The sequence below is a fragment of the Flaviflexus massiliensis genome, from assembly GCF_001375495.1.
GTDB classification, from domain to species: Bacteria; Actinomycetota; Actinomycetes; order Actinomycetales; family Actinomycetaceae; genus Flaviflexus; species Flaviflexus massiliensis.
Genome location: NZ_LN831058.1, coordinates 1,254,759 through 1,273,322, shown reverse-complemented (window position 1 = coordinate 1,273,322; position 18,564 = coordinate 1,254,759). Strand labels below are relative to the sequence as shown.

16 protein-coding genes are annotated in these 18,564 nt (G+C 61.8%); 1 reads left to right on the top strand and 15 read right to left on the bottom strand.

Annotated elements, in window-relative coordinates; all coding sequences use genetic code 11:
* Positions 1-101 precede the first annotated feature (101 nt).
* From BN1241_RS09895 to dinB, 14 genes are all read right to left on the bottom strand, one after another.
* Positions 102-1,262: a cell division protein FtsQ/DivIB gene (locus BN1241_RS09895; RefSeq protein WP_147599398.1), complete on the bottom strand. Its 1,161-nt coding sequence runs from the start codon at positions 1,260-1,262 to the stop codon at positions 102-104.
* A complete protein-coding gene (gene murC / locus BN1241_RS09890; RefSeq protein WP_054953426.1) occupies positions 1,259-2,608 on the bottom strand; it encodes a UDP-N-acetylmuramate--L-alanine ligase in 1,350 nt (449 codons plus the stop codon). The genes BN1241_RS09895 and murC overlap by 4 nt, the downstream gene beginning before the upstream one ends.
* Positions 2,605-3,702 (bottom strand): undecaprenyldiphospho-muramoylpentapeptide beta-N-acetylglucosaminyltransferase, encoded by a 1,098-nt coding sequence (gene murG, locus BN1241_RS09885; protein ID WP_054953425.1) that lies wholly within the window; start codon positions 3,700-3,702, stop codon positions 2,605-2,607. Before murG ends, murC begins: the two co-directional genes overlap by 4 nt.
* On the bottom strand, positions 3,699-4,922 hold the full coding sequence (locus tag BN1241_RS09880) for an FtsW/RodA/SpoVE family cell cycle protein (RefSeq protein ID WP_054953424.1): 1,224 nt from the start codon (positions 4,920-4,922) through the stop codon (positions 3,699-3,701). The genes murG and BN1241_RS09880 overlap by 4 nt, the downstream gene beginning before the upstream one ends.
* Before the next feature lie 3 nt (positions 4,923-4,925).
* Complete coding sequence (gene murD, locus BN1241_RS09875; RefSeq protein WP_222704440.1) at positions 4,926-6,338, bottom strand: UDP-N-acetylmuramoyl-L-alanine--D-glutamate ligase; 1,413 nt, start codon at positions 6,336-6,338, stop codon at positions 4,926-4,928.
* Positions 6,335-7,420 carry a phospho-N-acetylmuramoyl-pentapeptide-transferase gene (gene mraY, locus BN1241_RS09870; protein WP_147599397.1) on the bottom strand — a complete coding sequence of 362 codons (1,086 nt, stop codon included), beginning with the start codon at positions 7,418-7,420 and terminating at the stop codon, positions 6,335-6,337. Before mraY ends, murD begins: the two co-directional genes overlap by 4 nt.
* Positions 7,414-8,808, bottom strand: a complete 1,395-nt coding sequence (locus tag BN1241_RS09865) for a UDP-N-acetylmuramoyl-tripeptide--D-alanyl-D-alanine ligase (protein ID WP_054953422.1) — start codon at positions 8,806-8,808, stop codon at positions 7,414-7,416. Before BN1241_RS09865 ends, mraY begins: the two co-directional genes overlap by 7 nt.
* A complete protein-coding gene (locus tag BN1241_RS09860) occupies positions 8,805-10,256 on the bottom strand; it encodes a UDP-N-acetylmuramoyl-L-alanyl-D-glutamate--2,6-diaminopimelate ligase (RefSeq protein ID WP_054953421.1) in 1,452 nt (483 codons plus the stop codon). Before BN1241_RS09860 ends, BN1241_RS09865 begins: the two co-directional genes overlap by 4 nt.
* Positions 10,253-12,148 carry a peptidoglycan D,D-transpeptidase FtsI family protein gene (locus tag BN1241_RS09855; RefSeq protein WP_230198303.1) on the bottom strand — a complete coding sequence of 632 codons (1,896 nt, stop codon included), beginning with the start codon at positions 12,146-12,148 and terminating at the stop codon, positions 10,253-10,255. Before BN1241_RS09855 ends, BN1241_RS09860 begins: the two co-directional genes overlap by 4 nt.
* Before the next feature lie 8 nt (positions 12,149-12,156).
* Positions 12,157-12,561, bottom strand: coding sequence for a cell division protein FtsL (locus BN1241_RS09850; protein WP_054953420.1), 405 nt, complete (start codon positions 12,559-12,561; stop codon positions 12,157-12,159).
* Complete coding sequence (gene rsmH, locus BN1241_RS09845; protein WP_054953419.1) at positions 12,558-13,499, bottom strand: 16S rRNA (cytosine(1402)-N(4))-methyltransferase RsmH; 942 nt, start codon at positions 13,497-13,499, stop codon at positions 12,558-12,560. The genes BN1241_RS09850 and rsmH overlap by 4 nt, the downstream gene beginning before the upstream one ends.
* Before the next feature lie 95 nt (positions 13,500-13,594).
* The gene (gene mraZ / locus BN1241_RS09840; protein ID WP_054953418.1) at positions 13,595-14,026 is read right to left on the bottom strand and encodes a division/cell wall cluster transcriptional repressor MraZ; all 432 of its coding nucleotides are present in this window, start codon (positions 14,024-14,026) and stop codon (positions 13,595-13,597) included.
* Positions 14,027-14,245: 219 nt separating this feature from the next.
* Positions 14,246-14,617 carry a DUF3040 domain-containing protein gene (locus BN1241_RS09835; protein WP_054953417.1) on the bottom strand — a complete coding sequence of 124 codons (372 nt, stop codon included), beginning with the start codon at positions 14,615-14,617 and terminating at the stop codon, positions 14,246-14,248.
* A 29-nt stretch (positions 14,618-14,646) separates the two neighbouring features.
* Complete coding sequence (gene dinB / locus BN1241_RS09830) at positions 14,647-15,852, bottom strand: DNA polymerase IV (RefSeq protein ID WP_054953416.1); 1,206 nt, start codon at positions 15,850-15,852, stop codon at positions 14,647-14,649.
* Between the two features lie 41 nt (positions 15,853-15,893).
* On the opposite strand from dinB, the gene BN1241_RS09825 reads away from it, so the two are divergent.
* Entirely contained in the window at positions 15,894-16,649 is a 756-nt protein-coding gene (locus BN1241_RS09825; protein WP_147599394.1) for a spermidine synthase, read from the top strand.
* An 83-nt stretch (positions 16,650-16,732) separates the two neighbouring features.
* Here BN1241_RS09825 and BN1241_RS09820 read toward each other — a convergent pair whose 3' ends face one another.
* A complete protein-coding gene (locus BN1241_RS09820; protein WP_077138353.1) occupies positions 16,733-18,265 on the bottom strand; it encodes an MFS transporter in 1,533 nt (510 codons plus the stop codon).
* Between the last annotated feature and the right edge of the window lie 299 nt (positions 18,266-18,564).

Here is an 18,564-nt window from a genome sequence, read left to right as displayed (position 1 = left end):
CCTCAAGTTATGGTTGAGGTTTCTTGGCTCCAACCTCGCGCATAAGTTACGGACCTTCGGGGCCTCGTTCAACTACCGACGCGCCCAATCGGCAAAGTCGTCTAATACGTGACGGGGGCATCCGGCAATGTCACATCGTAGGTGCCGGCGGGTTGATCGAGCAGAACCGCGATAATTCGCGCCTTCTTCTCGTTCTCCTCCGAGGGACCCCACTTGATAACACCGGAATCGAGCTGGAATTCGATGAGCCCCGACGAGGAGATGGTGGCTGTTTGGACACGCCCGCGGACATCTTCTGGCATGGTTGCCACCGCATCGAGGAGCCCGGTGAGTTGAGCCTTGGCGTGGTCACCATCCAGGTCCATCGTCAACCTCGGTAGGCTCGCCCTCACCTCATCGGAGATCTCCAACTGCACAGCATCTTCCGAGATTCCCACGCACGATCCTTCGTCGCCAACGCAGGCCACGGGTTCGCGTGCCGTAATGTCCACGGTCATCCCGTTCGGGAACGAGGAACTGACGGAGGCATCAAGAACGGCCGGATTCTCTTCCAGCTGCCCTTCGATCTCGGCTGCGGACAATCGGAGCACCGGAGTCCCGGTCGCGGTGCGCGCAATCTCCCTGACCTGCTCCTCGTTGACAACGCCCGCGGGGTCGTCAATCGTGAGCTCGATCTTGTCTTCCTTCACAACAAAGAAGGAGGAGAAGAACAGGAGCCAGATCGCGCCAGCAACCAGGCCGATAGCTGCGAGAAGGCCGGCCATGCGGAGAAGCAGCTGCTTCCGTCGTGCCTGTCTCTTCTTCTCGATCTTGTCTGTCAGCACGTACGGGTCGGAGGACTTCTTGCGGTTCTCCGGGATGGGCAGTTCGGGAACCGTGCCGGTCTTTCGCCTCAGGCCCCTCTTCTGCTTCGCTCCCCCGCTTGTCCATGCCTGCGCACTTTCTTCGGCGGTATCCTTCTCGGACCGCTTCCGTCCCGGGAAGCCTGTCATCACCGGCTTTGTGGCAGATACCCGCTCGGAAGCGAGCTTGCCGGCGGTGCGGGGCATCAATGGTTTACCCGAGGCGGGCGTCTTTGTTTTCCGTACCGCCCGGTCGACCGATGACTCACGCTCGGACTCGGTCTTCCGCTTGGATGTGCGTTCGCCTTCATGCCCGGCCCGACCGTCTCTCTCGCGCGCGGTGTCGGTTTCCGGGGGCGGGATCTGGCGGTCCCGTGCTGGGTCCGTTTGGATCCTGCGGGGCTGCTTGGGTGGTCTCACAGCAGGTCCAGGATCTCGGGACCGAGCTTGGTGACGCTACCGGCACCCATGGTGACGATCAGGTCCCCGGGCTGGGCTCGGCTGGCAATGACGCGTGCCGCCTCGTGCATGTCCTCCACAAATTCCCCGCGCACCATCTGATCGGTAATGAGGAACCCGTCGACTCCCTCGACCGGTTCTTCTCGCGCACCGTACACCCCGGTCACGATCACATCGTCGGCCAGGTCCAGTGCCTTCGCGAATTCGCGAGCAAAGTTTTGGGTTCGGGAGTAGAGGTGGGGCTGGAAGACAACAAGAATCCGTCCCTCGGACTGCTGAGCCGTTGCTCGGATCGTTGCCTCCACCTCGGTGGGGTGGTGTGCGTAGTCGTCGTAGACATCGATGCTGTTCTTCGTGCCGCGCTTCTCGAAGCGCCGTCCTGTTCCCCGAAATGTCCCAAGGGCGCGAGCCATGGTCTCCGGGTCGACACCGAGCTCAATCCCCGTCGCCCATGCCGAGGCCGCATTAAGCAGCATGTGATCACCCGGGACCGCGAGGCGCACCGTGGCGCTAGCGTGGGGTCCGCGGTTGGGTTGGAAGGTCAGCGTGGCAGTGCCAGGACCTGTGATTGTGATCTTGATATGGGCATCGGTTCCAGGAACCTGGTTACCGGTCCCATAGGACCAGCGCCGCCCTTCTGCCGCCTGCAGGAGTGCCGCCGCCCCCTCGTCATCACCGCACCCGATGAGGAGACCGCCGCGCACGCGGCAGGCCGCAAAGTCAACGAAGGCCTGCTGGAATGCTTCCTCGGTGCCGTAGTGGTCGAGGTGGTCCGGTTCGATGTTTGTCACGATAGCAACCGCGGGAGTGTAGTTGAGGAACGAGCCATCCGACTCATCCGCTTCGGCAACGAACACGTCCCCGCCACCAAGTTTCGCACCCGAGGCACCGCCGGGCAGGGTGGACCCTACCGCGTAGGACGGGTCAAGGCCTGCTTCGGTGAGGGCAACGGCAAGCATGCCCGAGGTTGTGGTCTTACCGTGGGCTCCGGCCACCGCAATGAAATCCAGTCCTGTCGCTGCCAGCGCGAGTGCTTCGGAGCGGTGGAGGATGCGTTGCCCGCGGGCGCGAGCAATCGCGAGTTCCGGGTTTGCTGGCTTAATGGCGGACGAGATGACGACCGCAGCATCAGGGTCGACATTGCCGGCATCCTGGCCAATGAAGATCGTGACCCCAATGGATTCGAGACGCTGCGTGTTAGCGGAGGCGGTGGCATCGGATCCGGTGACCGTCTGTCCGCGTGAGGCAAGGAGTTCGGCAACGGCAACCATGCCTACTCCGCCGGCACCGATGAGATGGAATTTCATGCGCACTCCTCCACGAGGTCGGCGACGGCAGAGCCGCCGTTCGACACCCCGGACTGGAGCAGGATGTCGCGGCGTTCTTTGAGCGTCGTGGGGTTGATGAGGGGGACGATCTCGGATCGGACCCGGTCGGCCGTGAACTCGTCGTTGGGGATATGGGTGAAGGCGCCAGCATCAATGTAGGTTTTGGCGTTGAGGTACTGCTCGCCATTACCGATTGCGAGGGGGACTACGACGGCGGGAATTCCGAGGGCGGCAAGTTCGGCGACCATGCCCGCACCGGACCGTGTCACAACGAGGTCGGCAACCGCGTACGCCTCTTCCATGTCACCCACGTATTCCTCAACCCGGTATCCCTCACCCGTGGAACTCGAGTCAACGTCGGAACTCTTGCCGCGCCCGGTGATGTGGAGGACCTGAGCGTGCTTGCGAATATCGGTGGCGGCCTGGGAGAAGGCAACGTTGAGGCGTTGTGCACCCGAAGAACCGCCGGTCACGAGAACGATCGGGGTTTCGGGGTCGAGTCCGAAGCGTTCTGCTGCGGCATTGCGGCGTTCCCACCTGCGTTCCGGCACCTGAAAGTCGGCCGCGAGGTCACTGATTTCTTTCCTCAACGGCAGTCCCGTGACGCGGGTGATGCCGTTCTTGGCGGCGAGCGGGGTCGTCTCAAAGGTCAGGGAAACACCCTTAGCCCAGCGGGCCCCGAGCTTGTTTGCCAGCCCGGGGCGAGCATTTTGTTCCTGGATGATGACGGGGATCTTTTCCTGTCGCGCAGCCAGGTATGCCGGAGTCGACACGTAACCACCGAAACCGATGACCGCATCAATGCTGCGGGCGCGCATGAGCCCACGCAGTTCGTTCACCGTCGCTCGCATCCGTCCCGGCAGTCGTACCAGGTCCAGGGAGGGCTTTCTCGGGAGTGGGATCTTCGCAATCGGATAGAGTTCGAGTCCCGCGGCAGGAACGAGGTCCGCCTCCAGGCCCTCCATCGTCCCAATCGCCAGCACCTCGTGTCCACGCTCGGTGAGTTCCCGTGCGGTTGCCAGCATCGGGTTGACGTGGCCGGCGGTACCACCGGCAGCGGCAAGTACTTTCATTTGGTGCTCCTGACCGTAGCAACGGACTTGAATGCAGTTTTCGACAGTCGCAAGGATTGGGCCACTCCCGGCTGGCGCAGAGCCATCGAGAGAACCACGCCGACAGCAAGCAGGCAGGCGATCAGCGAGGAACCACCCTGGGAGATGAACGGCAGTGGCACACCAAAGACCGGTAGCACGCCGGTCACGACCATCATATTGAGCAGGGCCTGCCCGGTCAGCCAGACCGCGATCATCGCAACAAAGTACCGGACCCAGCGGTCCCTGTGGTGGGTGGCGATCCGGAACAGACCGAAGCCGAGAACAACGAAGAGGATGATGATGGCGAAGCAGCCGGCCAAGCCCAGCTCTTCACCAATAACCGCGAAAATAAAGTCGTTGTGCGCCTCGGGAAGGTAGTTCCACTTCTCCCGGGAGGCACCGAGTCCGACACCGCCAATCCCGCCGGTGCCAAATGCCCACATCGCATACTCCGACTGGGTCGGGTCATAGACGTCGGGGGTGATGAAAATGTTCTCAGCGTAGTCCGCGACACGGTTGAGGCGCGACGGTTCCATTGCGATGAGCAACACGGCAACGACGGCAACGCAAATGGCGATGATCGCGACCCAGCGTCCCGGGATTCCCGCCAACCAGAACAGCACCCCGTACATGAGAACGAAGATGATGGCGGTGCCCATGTCCCGGCCGGCGAGTACGCCGCCGAGCGCGATGAGTGCTCCCGCCCCTGCCGGCATGGCGACCTTCCTCATGTCCGACATGTCAGACTTGGCAAGCCGCCCGACCATGACCGCGAGCCAGAGAGCGGCGGCAAGCTTGAGGAACTCGGATGGCTGCAGGGTGAAGCCGCCAATGTTCACCCAGTTGTTGTTGCCGCGCGAGGACATGCCGAGCGGGGTCAGGACAAGAAGCTGAAGCCCGATCCCCGCAATAAAGATCGGCCAAGCAAACCGCTCATAGAACCGGGGAGTAATCCATGCCGCGATAGGCAGCAGGATGAGCCCCACGATTCCGAAAGTGAGCTGACGTTGAGCCTCCGCAAAGCGTGCCGCAGGATTGTCGTACACGAGGGCCTGCGAGATCGAGGTGACGGACGTGGCGGAAAAGACCATGACGATTCCAATAACCGTCAGGATGAGCGTGGCGGAAAGAACCAGCAGAACGGCCTGGCGAATAACGTCCCTCGCCCGCTCGTCTTCCGCGGACAGTGTGACGCTCATTCTTTACTCCAAAACTGCCTGGGCGAACTGTTGGCCACGATCGGCATACGAAACAAACTGATCCCATGACGCGCACGCGGGTGCCAACATGACAACACCTGCCCGGCCGGCCAGCTGGCCAGCCGCGTGCACAGCATCGGTCATGACTTTAGCGGAGCCCGGGGGGATGATCGTGACGGGCACGCCCTGGGCCTGCGACTCTAGCGCATCGAGGATGGGTTCCTGCACCTCGCCAATGACCACGACACCCTTGAGCTTGTGCGCAATATCGGCAACCAGGTCATCAAAGCGTGCGCCCTTACTCACACCGCCGGCGATCCACACGACGGAACCGTCGTCCTGGGCGCGGATGGAGGCGCGGGCCGCGTGCGCATTCGTCGCCTTCGAATCGTTGATCCACGTGACCCCGCCACGGACCGCGACGGTCTCGATCCTGTGCCCGCCAAGACTGAAGGTCGACAGGGCGCGCTGGATCGCGGCGGGTTCCACGCCTGCCGCGCGCACGAGTCCCGCCGCCATCATCGCATCGTTGAGCAGATGCAGGGGCACGTCACCGTGGGCGAGGTGCTCAAGGTCGGAGAGCTGGAAGAGTTCGTGGGCCGAATGGAAGCGTTCGGGGCCGAAAGCACGCTCGGCAATGATGTCTTCGACGAGACCGATCTGTCCCGATGCGGGCACGGACTTCGTCAGCCCAATGGCGCGCGCCCCTTCCACCACGTCAGCTTCTTCGACCATGGCGGAAACGATTGGCTCATCGACGGGATAGAGGCAGGCAACCTGAGTATTGCTGTAGACACGGGCCTTCGCGGCCCGGTATTCCTCACGGGATCCGTGCCAGTCCAGGTGATCGTCGGCAATATTGAGGCATCCCGCTGCGAGCGGAGACATCGTGTGGGTCGAGTGCAGCTGGAACGAGGACAGTTCCACGACGAGAATATCGGGGCCCTGCTCATCCGTGGCCGCGGTAATGAGGGGGTCACCCACGTTACCGACAGCCTTGGCGTTGAATCCCCCGGCGTTTGCCATGGCCTCCGCCATCTGCACCGTGGTCGTCTTCCCGTTCGTGCCGGTCACGGCCAGCCACGGAGCAGCATTGCCTTCGGCATCGACGCTTCTCATGCGCCAGGCCAGCTCCACTTCGGACCAGATGGGGATCCGGTAGGCTCCCATGGCCCGGTAAATGTCCGAGACGGCTGGGATACCCGGGGCAATGACGACGAGATTGGGATCCCAGTCGAGAAGTGCTTCGGCGGTCAGCAGGCGCGCGCCCACGTCGTCACCTTTCGCATCCCACTGCGACAGGGTCGCTCCCGTGTGTTCGATGAGGGCCTCATAGGTTGCAGTACCTGACACTCCCATGCCCACGACCGCAATCCGGGCCCCATCAAAGTCTTCCCGCTGTGGAACTGTTCTCACTGCGATGCCAACCATTCCGTGTAGAACAGTCCGCCACCGAGTGCGGCAAACAGGGCGGCAACGATCCAGAAGCGGATGACGATCGTGACCTCGCCCCAGCCCTTGAGTTCAAAGTGGTGGTGCAGCGGCGCCATCCTAAACACGCGTTTTTTCGTCATCTTGAAGACCCCGATTTGAATCACGTCCGACATGACAATGATGACGAACAGGCCACCAATGAGTACTGCGAGGAACTCGGTGCGGGACAGGATCGAGACACCGGCGAACGCCGCGCCAAGTGCGAGCGAGCCGGTATCCCCCATGAAGATCTGTGCGGGTGAGGCATTCCACCAGAGGAAGCCGAAGCAGGCACCGACGATTGCGGCACAGATCATGGCAAGGTCACGCGGGTCGCGTACCTCGTAGCAGCCGGTTGCGGGGTCGAGGATAGACAGGCAGGACTGATTCGACTGCCAGATCGTAACGATCGTGTAGGCACCAAACGAGATCATCGAGGCACCGGTCGCAAGTCCATCCAGACCATCGGTCAGGTTGACAGCATTCGACCAGGCCGTGATGAGGAAATTGGCCCACAGCACGAAGAGCACAAGACCAACACCGACTCCCGCGAATGCGAGTGTCAGGTCCGTGTCACGGACGAAAGACAGCCGCATGGATGCGGGGGTCCGGAAGTCGTCGTTGCGGAATTGGAGGGCGAGCACGGCAAACAGGATGCCGATGAGGGCCTGTCCCACGATCTTGCCGAGCGGGCTCAAGCCGAGGGAACGCTGGTTCGAGATCTTGATGTAGTCATCAAGGAAACCAATGAAGCCCATGCCCACCATGAGGAACATGAGGAGCCAGCCCGATGCGCCCGGCGATCTGCCAGCCACGATGTTGGCCACCGCGTACCCGACAATGGTTGCCAGGATGATGATGACACCACCCATGGTGGGTGTGCCGCGCTTCGTGGCATGCGAGGTGGGGCCGTCTTGGCGAATGAACTGCCCATACTGTTTCTTCACCAGGAACTTGATGAAGAGGGGCGTGCCCAGGAGGGAAATCACCATGGCGACTCCCATGGAAACCATGATGGTTAGCAAGTCTCCTCCTTCACTCGGTCAGCTAGTTGCCAAATCTTTGATCCGTTCGATCCTTTAAACAGAATAGTGCCTGGACTTTCCAGGAGGGGCATGATGACGCTCCAGGCTTCCTCAACACCGCTCACTTCGGCAACCTCAACGCCGGCACGCCGGGCGCTCTCCGCGAGCGGAGGCGCTCCCACGCTGATGAGAGTGTCGATCCCGAGGTCGGCCAGTTCGGTCCCGATTGCGGCATGCTCCGCATCCGATTCTTCACCGAGTTCCAGCATGACACCGAGGACAGCGGTCTTCCTCCCGCTTCCCCCGATCTGGGCGAGAGCACGCAGCCCCGCCCGCATCGAATCCGGGTTCGCGTTATACGAGTCGTCAATGATCGTGAGATCGCCCTTCGACCACACATCCATGCGATGCGGTGATGCGGCACCCAGACCGCCAAGGAGGCGGGCAATCTCAGCAAGGTCCGTGCCGGCAACGATCGCAACCGTGGCCGCGGCAAGCGCGTTTGAAACGTGGTGTTCACCGACAAGTCCAAGGTGGACCGGAGCGGACTCCGGGCCCGCGTGGAGCGTGAAGGAGGCCCTACCATCGGCTCCCACCTGGATATCGGTGGCGTACACGTCGACTTCTGTGAGCTTTGAGAATCTCCGCACATCACTCGCACGGTCGGCCATGGCAGCCACGCGGTGATCATCGGCGTTGAGGACGGCAGTGCCACCGGGCTTGATTCCGGTGACGAGCTCGGCTTTCGCCTGGGCAACCTTCTCGATGCCACCAAACTCACCAAGGTGAGCGCGCGCCACTGCGAGGACCACCCCAATGTCGAGCGGGGCGATGCCGGTCAGGTGCTCCAGGTTACCAACCCGATCCGCACCCATTTCTAGCACCAGGGTCGCCGTGTTCTCGTCGGCCCGCAAGACTGTGAGCGGCAGCCCGATCTCGTTATTGAACGATCCGGGGGGCGCGATGATGGGGCCGCGCGGTTCGAGGAGAACGGCGAGCAAGTCTTTCGTCGTGGTCTTTCCGACCGAACCGGTCACGCCAACGACGAGGGGGATTCCAGCTTCCCGGACTCTGGCCAGGTTGTGGCGTGCCAGGTCACCGAGCGAATCCTGCGTTGATGGGACGGCGATGAGGCGGGCCGGGTCGGCACCCGTGGCGAGTGCCCGCTCGGGGTCTTCCACCAGTGCGGCACTTGCGCCCTGCTCGAGGGCCTGCTGGACGTAGTCGTGTCCGTTGACGCGCTCCCCGGGGATAGCAACAAACAGGGTCCCGGCAGTCGCCTGCCGGGAGTCAATGGTCACCGAGCTTGCCGTAGCATCCTCGTGGCCCGCGCCGAGGAGGCGACCTGTGACATCGTCCGCGATCTGCTGAAGCGATACGGGAATCATGCGGTTTGCCTCCTTGCGAGAGCTGCTCTCGCCTCCACCCGGTCATCGAGCTCGTATTCGATTCCGGCTACCTCTTGAATGGTCTCATGACCGCGCCCGGCAATCAGCACGGTATCGGACTCTTCTGCATGCGCAATCGCGTGTGCGATCGCTTCTGCCCGGTCCCCAATCTCAACGATCTGTATCAAACCTTCGGCTCCGGCTCGGATCTCTGCCCTGATCTTGGCAGGGTCCTCGCCGTGGGGATCATCATCGGTCAGGTAGAACACGTCAGAGCCCTCTGCCACGACCCTGCCCATGATGGGCCTCTTGACCGCATCGCGGTCACCGGCCGAGCCGGTGAGCGTGATGAGCCTGCCCATAGTGTCTGCTCGCAGGGCCTCCATGGCCTTCGACAGCGCATCGGCGTTGTGGGCAAAGTCGATCACGATCCTGGGGTGGGTAGACAGCACTTCCATGCGGCCCGGGACCGTGGGTGTGATCGAGGTGATGGCCTGGTCGGCGCCGGGAATGCCTGCTTCGAGAACCATGGTCGCGGCGAGCGCCGCGTTGGCGACATTGAATTCGCCCGGCAGGTCCGTGTGGCACTCGTGAATAGCCGGATTCGGAACACCATGCTCGGTCAGGGTGAAATTATCATCACCCGTCAGCAGCCAGCCGTGCCCGTCGCGGGGTGACCGTCCCAACCACGTGACGGGACGACCATTGCTCACCAGCCTGTGATAGAGCCGGTATCCGTACTCGTCATCGGTCCATAGCACGGCACGTTCCGACTTTCCTTCCTCAAACAGCAGTGCCTTCGCTTCGAAGTAGTCGTCGAGTGTCTCGTGGTAGTCGAGGTGATCCTGGGTGAGGTTCGTAAATCCGGCAACCGTATACCTGATCGGGTCGGTGCGCTTTTGGGACAGGGCGTGGGAGGAGACTTCCATGACCAGTTCGGTCCCGCCCTCGCCAACGAGGCGGTGGAGGAACTTCTGCAGATCAGCAGGCTGGGGTGTGGTGAGCCGCGCTGGCACGTCTCGGCCCGCGATCTGCAGGGCCACGGTGCCAACGAGACCGGTCACGAGCCCGAGCTTGCTCAGGATGTGGTCGATCATGTACGCGGTCGTGGTCTTGCCATTCGTTCCCGTCACACCGAAGCTACGCAAGTGCTTGGCCGGTTCGTTAAAGATGAGGGAGGCAACCGTTCCGAGGATCCCGGCCACGTCATCAACAATGACGCGGGGAACACCGTCGGGGATAAATTCTTGCCCTTCCTCGTCTGTCAGGACTGCAACGGCACCCTTTTTGAGTGCGTCCTCCGCAAAGCGGGCTCCGTGCACACGCAGCCCGGGAACACCTGCGAACAGGTCACCGGGGGTGATGTCGCGGTTGTCGGCACTGATACCGGTCACGTCTTGATCGGGAACGCTGACGGAGCCGAAGGACGATAGTTCATTCAGTTTCATCGGTACTCCACATACTCCCGGTAGGTGCCATCCTCGTTCAGCAGATTCTCGCTCTGCGCCCTGTTCATCTCGGACTCGGTCCACGGGTATTGGACGAGCGGATCGGTCGAGGGTGGGATGCCGAGGTGCCGTACCGCGAAGGCGCCGAACTCACCAAAGACCGGGGCGGCGGTTTCCGAACCGTAGCCTGGACCTCGACCATTGTAGACAACCACCGCGACGGCGATCTGAGGATCTTCAGCCGGCACAACACCCACGAATGTACCCACGCGATCGTTCAGCTGCCCGGACTCGTCCGCCATCTGTGCCGTACCGGTCTTGCCGGCCACGTTGTAGCCGGGGATCCGCGCGTAGTAACCCGTTGAACCACTTTCAGTCACAGCCTGCATGATACTCAGCATCTGGCCGGCTGTTTCCTCTTCAATGACTCGTACCGGGTCGGACACAATTGTGGGCTCGACCGTGCCGTCGGGGCGGGTGATCGAGTCGATGATGTGAAGGTCGGTGCGCACTCCCCCGTTCGCGATCGTTGCCACCATCTGCCCTAGCTGGGCGGTTGTGAGGGCGTAGGACTGACCGAACATGGTTGTGTACCGCGTGCGGTTACCCCACGTGTCGGGACCGGAGATGATGCCAGCCGATTCGGCGGGCAGTTCGAGACCGGTCCGCTCCCCCAAACCAAACAGCCGCATGTATTCGTACCGGGTATCGTCGTCGATCGTGTCACCGATCTGGATGAGCCCGGTGTTATAGGACTTGGCAAGAATGCCGGCAACGGTCATGTTCTCCGACGCGTGCGCATCGTTGTCCTTGATCGTCTCCCCGTTCGGCATCGTGATCGTGGACGAGACCGGGAACATGGTGAGAGGCGTGACCGTTCCCTGGTCGAGGGCGGCCGAGAACGTCATGAGCTTGCCGGAAGAACCGGGTTCAACGGGGGTCTGAACAACGCGAGAGCCAACCGAGCCGCCTTCGCCCGGGTTCTGCGGGTCGTAGGTTCCGGTATCGGACAGGGCAAGAACGCGTCCGGTATCGACCTCGATCGCGATCGCGGCACCCCATTCCGCACCCTGGGCCTCAACCGAGGTGTTCAGTGCCTCGTCCAAGGCATACTGCAGATCCACGTCGGTTGTGAGAGTCACGGTGCTGCCGTGCTGGGCAGCTTCCTCAATTGTTCTGCCGGTGGGAATAACGGCACCCGAGCGAGAAATCTCGACGGTGAGCGAACCATCGACGCCAGTCAGTTCCTCATCCATGGTCCGTTCAATACCGGCCTGGCCACCAATATTTCCCGAGTCATCCTCACCGAGGAAGCCAAGAACGGATGCCCCGACCTTGCCGTTCGGGTATTCCCTGCGCATGAACTGTTCCGGCTCGATCCCGGGGATCCCGTAGGAGTTGATCTGCCGCCACACTTCGGGTGACACGTCGCGGGCAATATAGGTCCAGGTTGATTTCGTGTCCCCGCCGTAGAGCATGCCGGCAAGGCGCGCCTCATCAATACCGAGGATCGGGGCGAGTGCTTCCGCGGCAGCGGGTGCGCCCCTGCCAATGATGGTGCCGTCCTCGTCCCTGCGCACGTAGTCACCGATGAGATTCTGGTTGACCGCCACGTTGTAGCGTTCACGAGACACGGCAAGCACGTTACCGTTCGAGTCCACAATCTGGCCTCGTTCCGCCGGGATAGTATAGGTACGGGACCGGTGCTGAACTGCGGTATCGGCGAGCGTGTCTGCGCGGACCACCTGAAGGTCGATCAGCCGCACGGACAGGAGTGCGAGCCCAACAACGAAAACCACGATGATGGCCTTCAGCCTGGAAACGAAGCTGTTGTCGAAAGTGACCCGTTTGCGAAACTTCTGCAATCGGGCTTTGAGGGACGTGGTACTCACGTCAGCCATTATTGCCCGCTGTCGACGCTACCACCGGTAACGACACCGGGACCGAGGTCAACGTGACGAATCTCGGTCGCGGGAACCAGACCCATCGATTCGGCCCGTTCGCGCAGTGCACCCGCGGTTGAGGCTTCCGAAATCTCGTCGACAAGCGTGTTGCGCGTGTCGGCAAGATCATTGAGCAGCACCTGCTGTTCCTGAATCTTGTAGGCACCCTCGACCATGGCGGTGTTGAGCATAAAAACTGTTGCAAGAGCCCCACAGAACAGGACGATGCAGGCAATCGTGGCTAGCACGAAGCCCTTCATGGGTGCGGGAGTGGGGACGACTTGAATGGCCGGCAGCCCGGTTACGACGGGCCGGCGCGCCGGGTGAGCTACTGGTGCGGTGGCGGAAGCTGTTGCGCTCATTGTCGTCCTTTACTGGTTTTCTCGCAGGCACGTACCCGCACCGAAGCTGATCGTGGGTTTCTTGCAATCTCGGCCGCGTCGGCCTGAATTGCTTTCTTGGTGATGAGTGTGAAGGGAGGTGTGTCGAGGTCGACCGGAACCCCGATCGGTGTTGAGGAGGTCGCCCCCTCGGTCATGGCGCGCTTGACGATTCGGTCCTCGAGCGAGTGGTAGGACTCGACGACGAGGCGACCGCCAACATCCAGGCACTCCATGGCGGCGGGTAGTGCTCGCTCCAGGATCGCCATCTCGTCGTTGACCGCGATGCGCAGGGCCTGAAAGGTTCTCTTGGCCGGGTTGCCTCCCGTGCGGCGGGCCGCAGCGGGAATAGCTTCCTTCACGAGGTCAGCCAACTGGGAGGTCGTGAGGTGGTCGCGGTCCGGGTGGTTCATGATCTTGGATGCGATCTTGCCGGCAAATCGCTCCTCCCCGTAGGTGGAGATGATGCGTGCGAGTTCACCGTGGGTTGAGGAGGAGATCAGATCCTGCGCGGTCGGCCCCTGCGAGGTATCCATCCGCATATCCAGAGGAGCATCCTGCGCGTAGGCAAAGCCCCGTGAGGCGTCGTCCAGCTGAAGGGAGGAGACTCCGAGATCCATGAGAATCCCCTGGGGCCTCCCGTGCTTCTCTGCGATCCGCCCGATCTGGTCGTACTCGGCGTGCTCGGCCACAAACCTGTCCCCAAAGGGAGCAAGGCGTTCGGATGCGAGCCTGATGGCTTCCGGATCGCGGTCGATTCCAACGACCCGGAGGTTCGGGAACCGCGTGAGTGCGGCTTCCGTGTGCCCTCCCATACCGAGGGTCGCGTCAATGAGGAGTGAGGGTTCGGTGAGCGCGGGTGCGAGAAGCTCCATGCACGTGTCCAGCAGGACGGGTACATGCAGGTCAGCCGCGCTCATGGCACCTCCTCGTTTTTCTCAACAGTGGTCCTCTCCCGTATTTCTGACAATGGGGAATTGTTGCCAGAACCACGGGAGAAGGCCACCGCCCGGGACTAGAGAAGCCCCGGAATGATCTCTTCATCTCGGTCGGAGAACGCTGCTTCCTGCTCTTCCAGGAACGAGCTCCAAGCGTCGGCGTTCCAGATCTCAACACGGTTGCCTGTGCCGATCACTGCCAGGTCTCTTTCGAGACCCGCATAGGTCCGCAGGTTCGCGGGGATGGAAATCCGTCCCTGACGATCGGGCTCCTGGTCCACCGCTCCGGACATCAAGACACGCAGGTAGTTGCGTGCTTCTTTGTTCGAGAGCGGGGCTTGGCGGGCCTGCTCCTGCATCTCCATGAAGTCCTCCACCTTGAACACGTAGAGGCAACGTTCTTGACCGCGGGTGATGACAAGTCCGTCCGCGAGCTGGTCGCGGTACTTGGCAGGCAAAATCAGGCGTCCCTTTTCGTCAAGCTTCGGCTCGTACGTCCCAAGGAACATCCGACTCACCTCCCCCTGCCATCAGTTGGCACCACTTTACCCCACTTCCCTCCACATGCAACCGCAAATCACCGCGTCAGGAGGGTAGTTTTCGCCAATTTTCAACGAAAAATACGGTGGAGGAAGAATATGAAGTTCAGCTTGTTGTCAGGCAAGGAAAAACCCGGCCGAGGCCGGGTTTCAGTTCCGTGGTGGGAAGTGGTTGGGAGGAGTGGGGGCTTAGCTCCCGTCCTGTTCCCGCCTGCGTTCCCACATGTCCTGCTGGCGGGCCATGAAGGATTCTCGTGACGGGCCGCGCCTGCTATCGGTGGGGGCCGGTGGAGCGCTGCTCAAGCCACGCGGACCGGAGAAGATGTAGAGGGCCCCGCCGAGCATGACGACGAAGGCGATAATGCCGAGCCAGCTCATGGAGAAGGCGACGGCTGCGACAAGGATGCCAAGGCCGGCAACAACGATGAAGAGTCCAATCACGAGCCTCTTGAGGGAAACCTGGCGCGCGGGCTGGAAAGATTGAGCCAGCTTCGGATCTTCATCCCGTAGCTGTTCCTCGAGTTGCGCGAGCATTTCCTGCTCGTATTCTGACAGCGCCATGGAGACCTCCTAGTCATCGTTACTGCTCATCATAGCCCGTCCTCACCCCGAGGGGATAGCAGAGTGCCGGGTCCCACTACCCCGGAGCCAAACTTCTTCCTGATGGTGTCCAGGGTACGTTCAGCCTGCTCAGTCCGGCCATCGTCACCCAGTATCGTCTGGGTGGATTCACCCGGTTCAATGCTTTCTACGCGGACCCCGACGAGCCGCACTCCCCCGGGCGGCATGTCCAGCATCGAGATGGCGACCCGGTAGATTTCGGATGCCAGGTTTGTTGGTGACATGAGGGTGTGGGAGCGGGTGATCGTTGAGAAGGAGGCGTCTCGAACTTTGATGCTGATCCGCCAGGCAACGAGCCCCCTCTCGCGGAGCCGTCTCGCGCATTCGTGGGCCTGGTGGAGCATGCGGGCTTCGACCTCACTCCTCACTGTGAGGAGATCGAAGTAGGTTTCTTCTTTCCCGATCGACTTTTCCACCCTGGTCGTCACAACGTCGCGCCGGTCAATGCCGTTGGCAAGTTCCCACAGTTTGCCACCCATTTTCCCTAGCATTCGCTCAAGGTCAGCTTGGGACAGTTCACGGATGTCGGTGACGGAGGTGATGCCGCGGCTGGCGAGCTTCTTTTGCGTTGCCTCTCCCACTCCCCACAGGGCACCGATGGGGAGGTCTCCGAGGAAGGCGAGGGTCTCGTTTTCCGGGACGAGGAGGAATCCGTCGGGCTTGGCATGAGCCGAGGCGATCTTCGCAACGTGCTTGGTGGCGGCAATGCCAACCGACGCCGGTACCCCCTCCTGTTCTCTGATCGCGGCCCTGATGTGTTGTGCGATCTGGACGGGCCTGCGTTTGCGGTCTCCGGAAACATCGAGGAACGCCTCGTCGACCGAGACCTGTTCGACGGTCGGGGTGAAGGATCCGAGGATTTCCATGATCCGTCGAGACACGGTCGAGTAGATGCCGTGCCGCACCGGAATCATGATGAGGTCGGGGCACAGGCGTTTTGCTTGCACCACGGGCATGGCCGAGTTCACGCCGTAGGCACGGGCCTCGTAGGAGGCTGAGGCGATCACCCCTCGTTCTTGGCCGCCAACGGCCACGGGTTTGCCTCTCAGGTGGGGGCGTTCCAGGAGTTCCACTTCAACAAAGAACGCATCCATGTCCACGTGGAGGATGGGCGTGCGGGAATCATCACCGCCTCGCATGCGGCGACCCGCCTGGGACCGCGGAGCCCGTGACATGGCACCTCCCGTACTGTTGAACCATGGAAGAAATGACGTCGATGAGCATCGCAAGTATCACGGTTGACCCTGATCGACCTTCCCTCCTCACACTCTATCTGGATGGTCTGCCGTCTTCCGCCCTCGATTTGACCGATCCGGAATATCTGGAGTTCGAATACATGCAGCACATGCGGCTTCTCACCGAGGGACGGTTTCCACGAGGGACCGGCATCCGGGCCCTCCACATCGGTGGAGCCGGCTGTGCTCTCCCTCGCGCTCTCGACGCTTCGCACCCGAACTCCCGCCAGCTCGCGATCGAGGTCGATGAGATTCTCGCGACGAAGGTGCGCGAATGGTTCCCGCTCCCCCGCTCCCCGCGCCTGCGCATCCGGAATGCCGAGGGACGACAGGTTCTTCATTCCCAGGCCGGGAAGGGTTGGGACGTGATCGTGCGGGACGCATTCGCGGAAGGAACCGTTCCCTACCATCTCATGACCCAGGAGGCGGCGATCGATGCTCGGAACGCGCTGGCTCCCAACGGGATCTATCTTCTTAATCTCTCTCGCCACTACAAGGCCGAGATCGCTACCGTACTTTCCGTGTTTGATCACGTCATTGCCATCACGGATCCGGCGATCTGGTCGGGCCGACGCTACGGGAATATCGTTCTCGGTGCGAGCCAGCAACCCTGGCCCAACATGACTCGGGAGGTCTATCGTCTGCCCATGCCAGCAAGAATTTATTCAGATCTCAAACCGTCAGCATCGCCCTACCTGGACCTTCCCGAAGTCAACCTAGGACTCTCCAACGACTGATCCCTGGTGATTCAACCCAGGTGAGCTTGGGCGGCGTCAACGGCAGGCATGCTCACCTGTCTTACTTGAGCAAGGAGTCCCGTCTATTTGTCGACCTCATCGGGAGTGATCGCCGAGGAGGCAGGCGATGCGCTCCAGTCCGCGATTCCCGCACGTCGTGCTGGATCTGGAGCTAGCTCTACCGTCCACGTTTGATCGCTGGCAATATCAGTCTCGGTCTCAGCCTCGTCGGCTCCACCCACGTCGTTGCCAGCATCCAACTCTTCTACCGACACACCTGCGGCGTTCGGGGAAACAGATTGAATGTCGGGATTCGACTCGTCGTATCGTTTCGTATCGACCTCGTTCGGCGTCGTGTTCAACTCAGCATGATCAATCTGGTCGACCGGTTTTGACGAGGAGTGGGCGGAGGCAGGGGTGCGAGCACCGGTTCTGTTGTCGAGGAGCGGGAACGGCCACCGCCTACCGGTTCTTTCACCAGCCTGCTCATGCAGTCCTTCCTTTTCGTCTGCTCTCGCTACGCGGTCGGCACGGAATTCGCGGAGGATCCTCTCGATCGCAATCCGTGCTGGTTGGATCGTGGTTCCTCGGTCCTGTTCGAATCGTTTGGTGGCACTGCGGCCGACGATCAGGAATCCGGCCACCCCGATCCCGATGAGAATGAATTGGGTGGACAGGGCCGCCTTGAAGTCCGTGAGCTCGTAGTTCCCATCGGGTGCCCGGTGGTCGAGGACGAGACCGATGATGTAGGAGGAGATGAGGGCGGCAAAGAACGCGCCCTGATTGACAAGCCCGTTAGCGACGCCGAGACCGCGGATGGGGACGGAGGTGCGAGCGAAGTCGAAGCCTATCGCGGAGCCGGAGGCTCCGAGAGCTAGGACAACGAGAAGGATTGCGAACTCCCATTCCTCGACCGGCCGCGAGCGCGTCAGCACCCAGGCCCAAGAGAAGGTGAGGATGAGGGCGATGGTGATGACGGGCCAGCCTCGCCGAAGGGGGTGGCGGGATACCATGCGTGCAACAAGCGGTCCGGTGACGATGCCGGCGACCGAGCACACGATGAGGAGTGCGGAGGCAACGGACTGGTCAATACCGTTGGCTGCCATGAAGGGCACGCCCCACAGGAGCAGGAAAACGTTTCCTGGGAAACCGAGGGTGAAGTGGGCCCAGAATCCCTGCCAGACTCCCGGGTGGGAGAGGGACTTGGTCGCCGTCTTTTCGGTATTGGGAACGAATTGTTCTTTTTCTCTAATGAATACAGCGGCGAAAAGACCGACGATGCCGCCAACGATTCCCATTGCGAGGAACGCCTTTTCCCACCCGAAGTGGGCGAGCATCATGGCGAAAGGGATGGAGGAGATGACCTGCCCCGCCTGCCCCAGGAACGAGGTCAGCTGGGTGTAGAGGGGTACCCTGCCCGGTGGGAACCACTGCGGGATCAGTCGGAGCACCGAGGTGTAGGCGGTTGCGTCTCCCATGCCGATGAGGATGCGGGCCGCGAGCGCACTCGGGTACGTACCTGCAAACGCGAGCCAGACCTGGCCGCCCGCAAGAATGATGGCCCCGCCGATGATGATGGGGCGGGGTCCGGACTTGTTGCTGTTTCTTTTTAACATCTTGATGGCCCCCGCCGGCCCCTGTCCCTATCCCCTCGCGAAAGGGATAAAGGGGAAGGAGGGGGGGGCGGCCGCGGGCACCACGGGGGTCGGTCCCGGAACCCGCGGCCAACCCCGGCCCGCCGCAAAGAGTGAGGGCCCCGCCGATGATGATGGGGCGGGATCCGTACTTGTCGAGGAGGATGCCGAGCGGGATCTGACATCCGGCATAGACGGCTAGCTGAACGACTGTGAAGAGGGAGAGTTCGGCTGCGGAGATGTCGAATCGGGAGAGTGCATCAAGTGAGGCCACACCGAAA

Bases quoted from the DNA above. Each gene is read 5' to 3' on its own strand.
- murC (WP_054953426.1), bottom strand. From the start codon at position 2,608: ATGAAATTCCATCTCATCGGTGCCGGCGGAGTAGGCATGGTTGCCGTT.
- murG (WP_054953425.1), bottom strand. From the start codon at position 3,702: ATGAAAGTACTTGCCGCTGCCGGTGGTACCGCCGGCCACGTCAACCCG.
- BN1241_RS09880 (WP_054953424.1), bottom strand. From the start codon at position 4,922: ATGAGCGTCACACTGTCCGCGGAAGACGAGCGGGCGAGGGACGTTATT.
- BN1241_RS09865 (WP_054953422.1), bottom strand. From the start codon at position 8,808: ATGATTCCCGTATCGCTTCAGCAGATCGCGGACGATGTCACAGGTCGC.
- BN1241_RS09860 (WP_054953421.1), bottom strand. From the start codon at position 10,256: ATGAAACTGAATGAACTATCGTCCTTCGGCTCCGTCAGCGTTCCCGAT.
- BN1241_RS09850 (WP_054953420.1), bottom strand. From the start codon at position 12,561: ATGAGCGCAACAGCTTCCGCCACCGCACCAGTAGCTCACCCGGCGCGC.
- rsmH (WP_054953419.1), bottom strand. From the start codon at position 13,499: ATGAGCGCGGCTGACCTGCATGTACCCGTCCTGCTGGACACGTGCATG.
- mraZ (WP_054953418.1), bottom strand. From the start codon at position 14,026: ATGTTCCTTGGGACGTACGAGCCGAAGCTTGACGAAAAGGGACGCCTG.
- BN1241_RS09835 (WP_054953417.1), bottom strand. From the start codon at position 14,617: ATGGCGCTGTCAGAATACGAGCAGGAAATGCTCGCGCAACTCGAGGAA.
- dinB (WP_054953416.1), bottom strand. From the start codon at position 15,852: ATGTCACGGGCTCCGCGGTCCCAGGCGGGTCGCCGCATGCGAGGCGGT.
- BN1241_RS09825 (WP_147599394.1), top strand. From the start codon at position 15,894: ATGAGCATCGCAAGTATCACGGTTGACCCTGATCGACCTTCCCTCCTC.
- BN1241_RS09820 (WP_077138353.1), bottom strand. From the start codon at position 18,265: ATGTTAAAAAGAAACAGCAACAAGTCCGGACCCCGCCCCATCATCATC.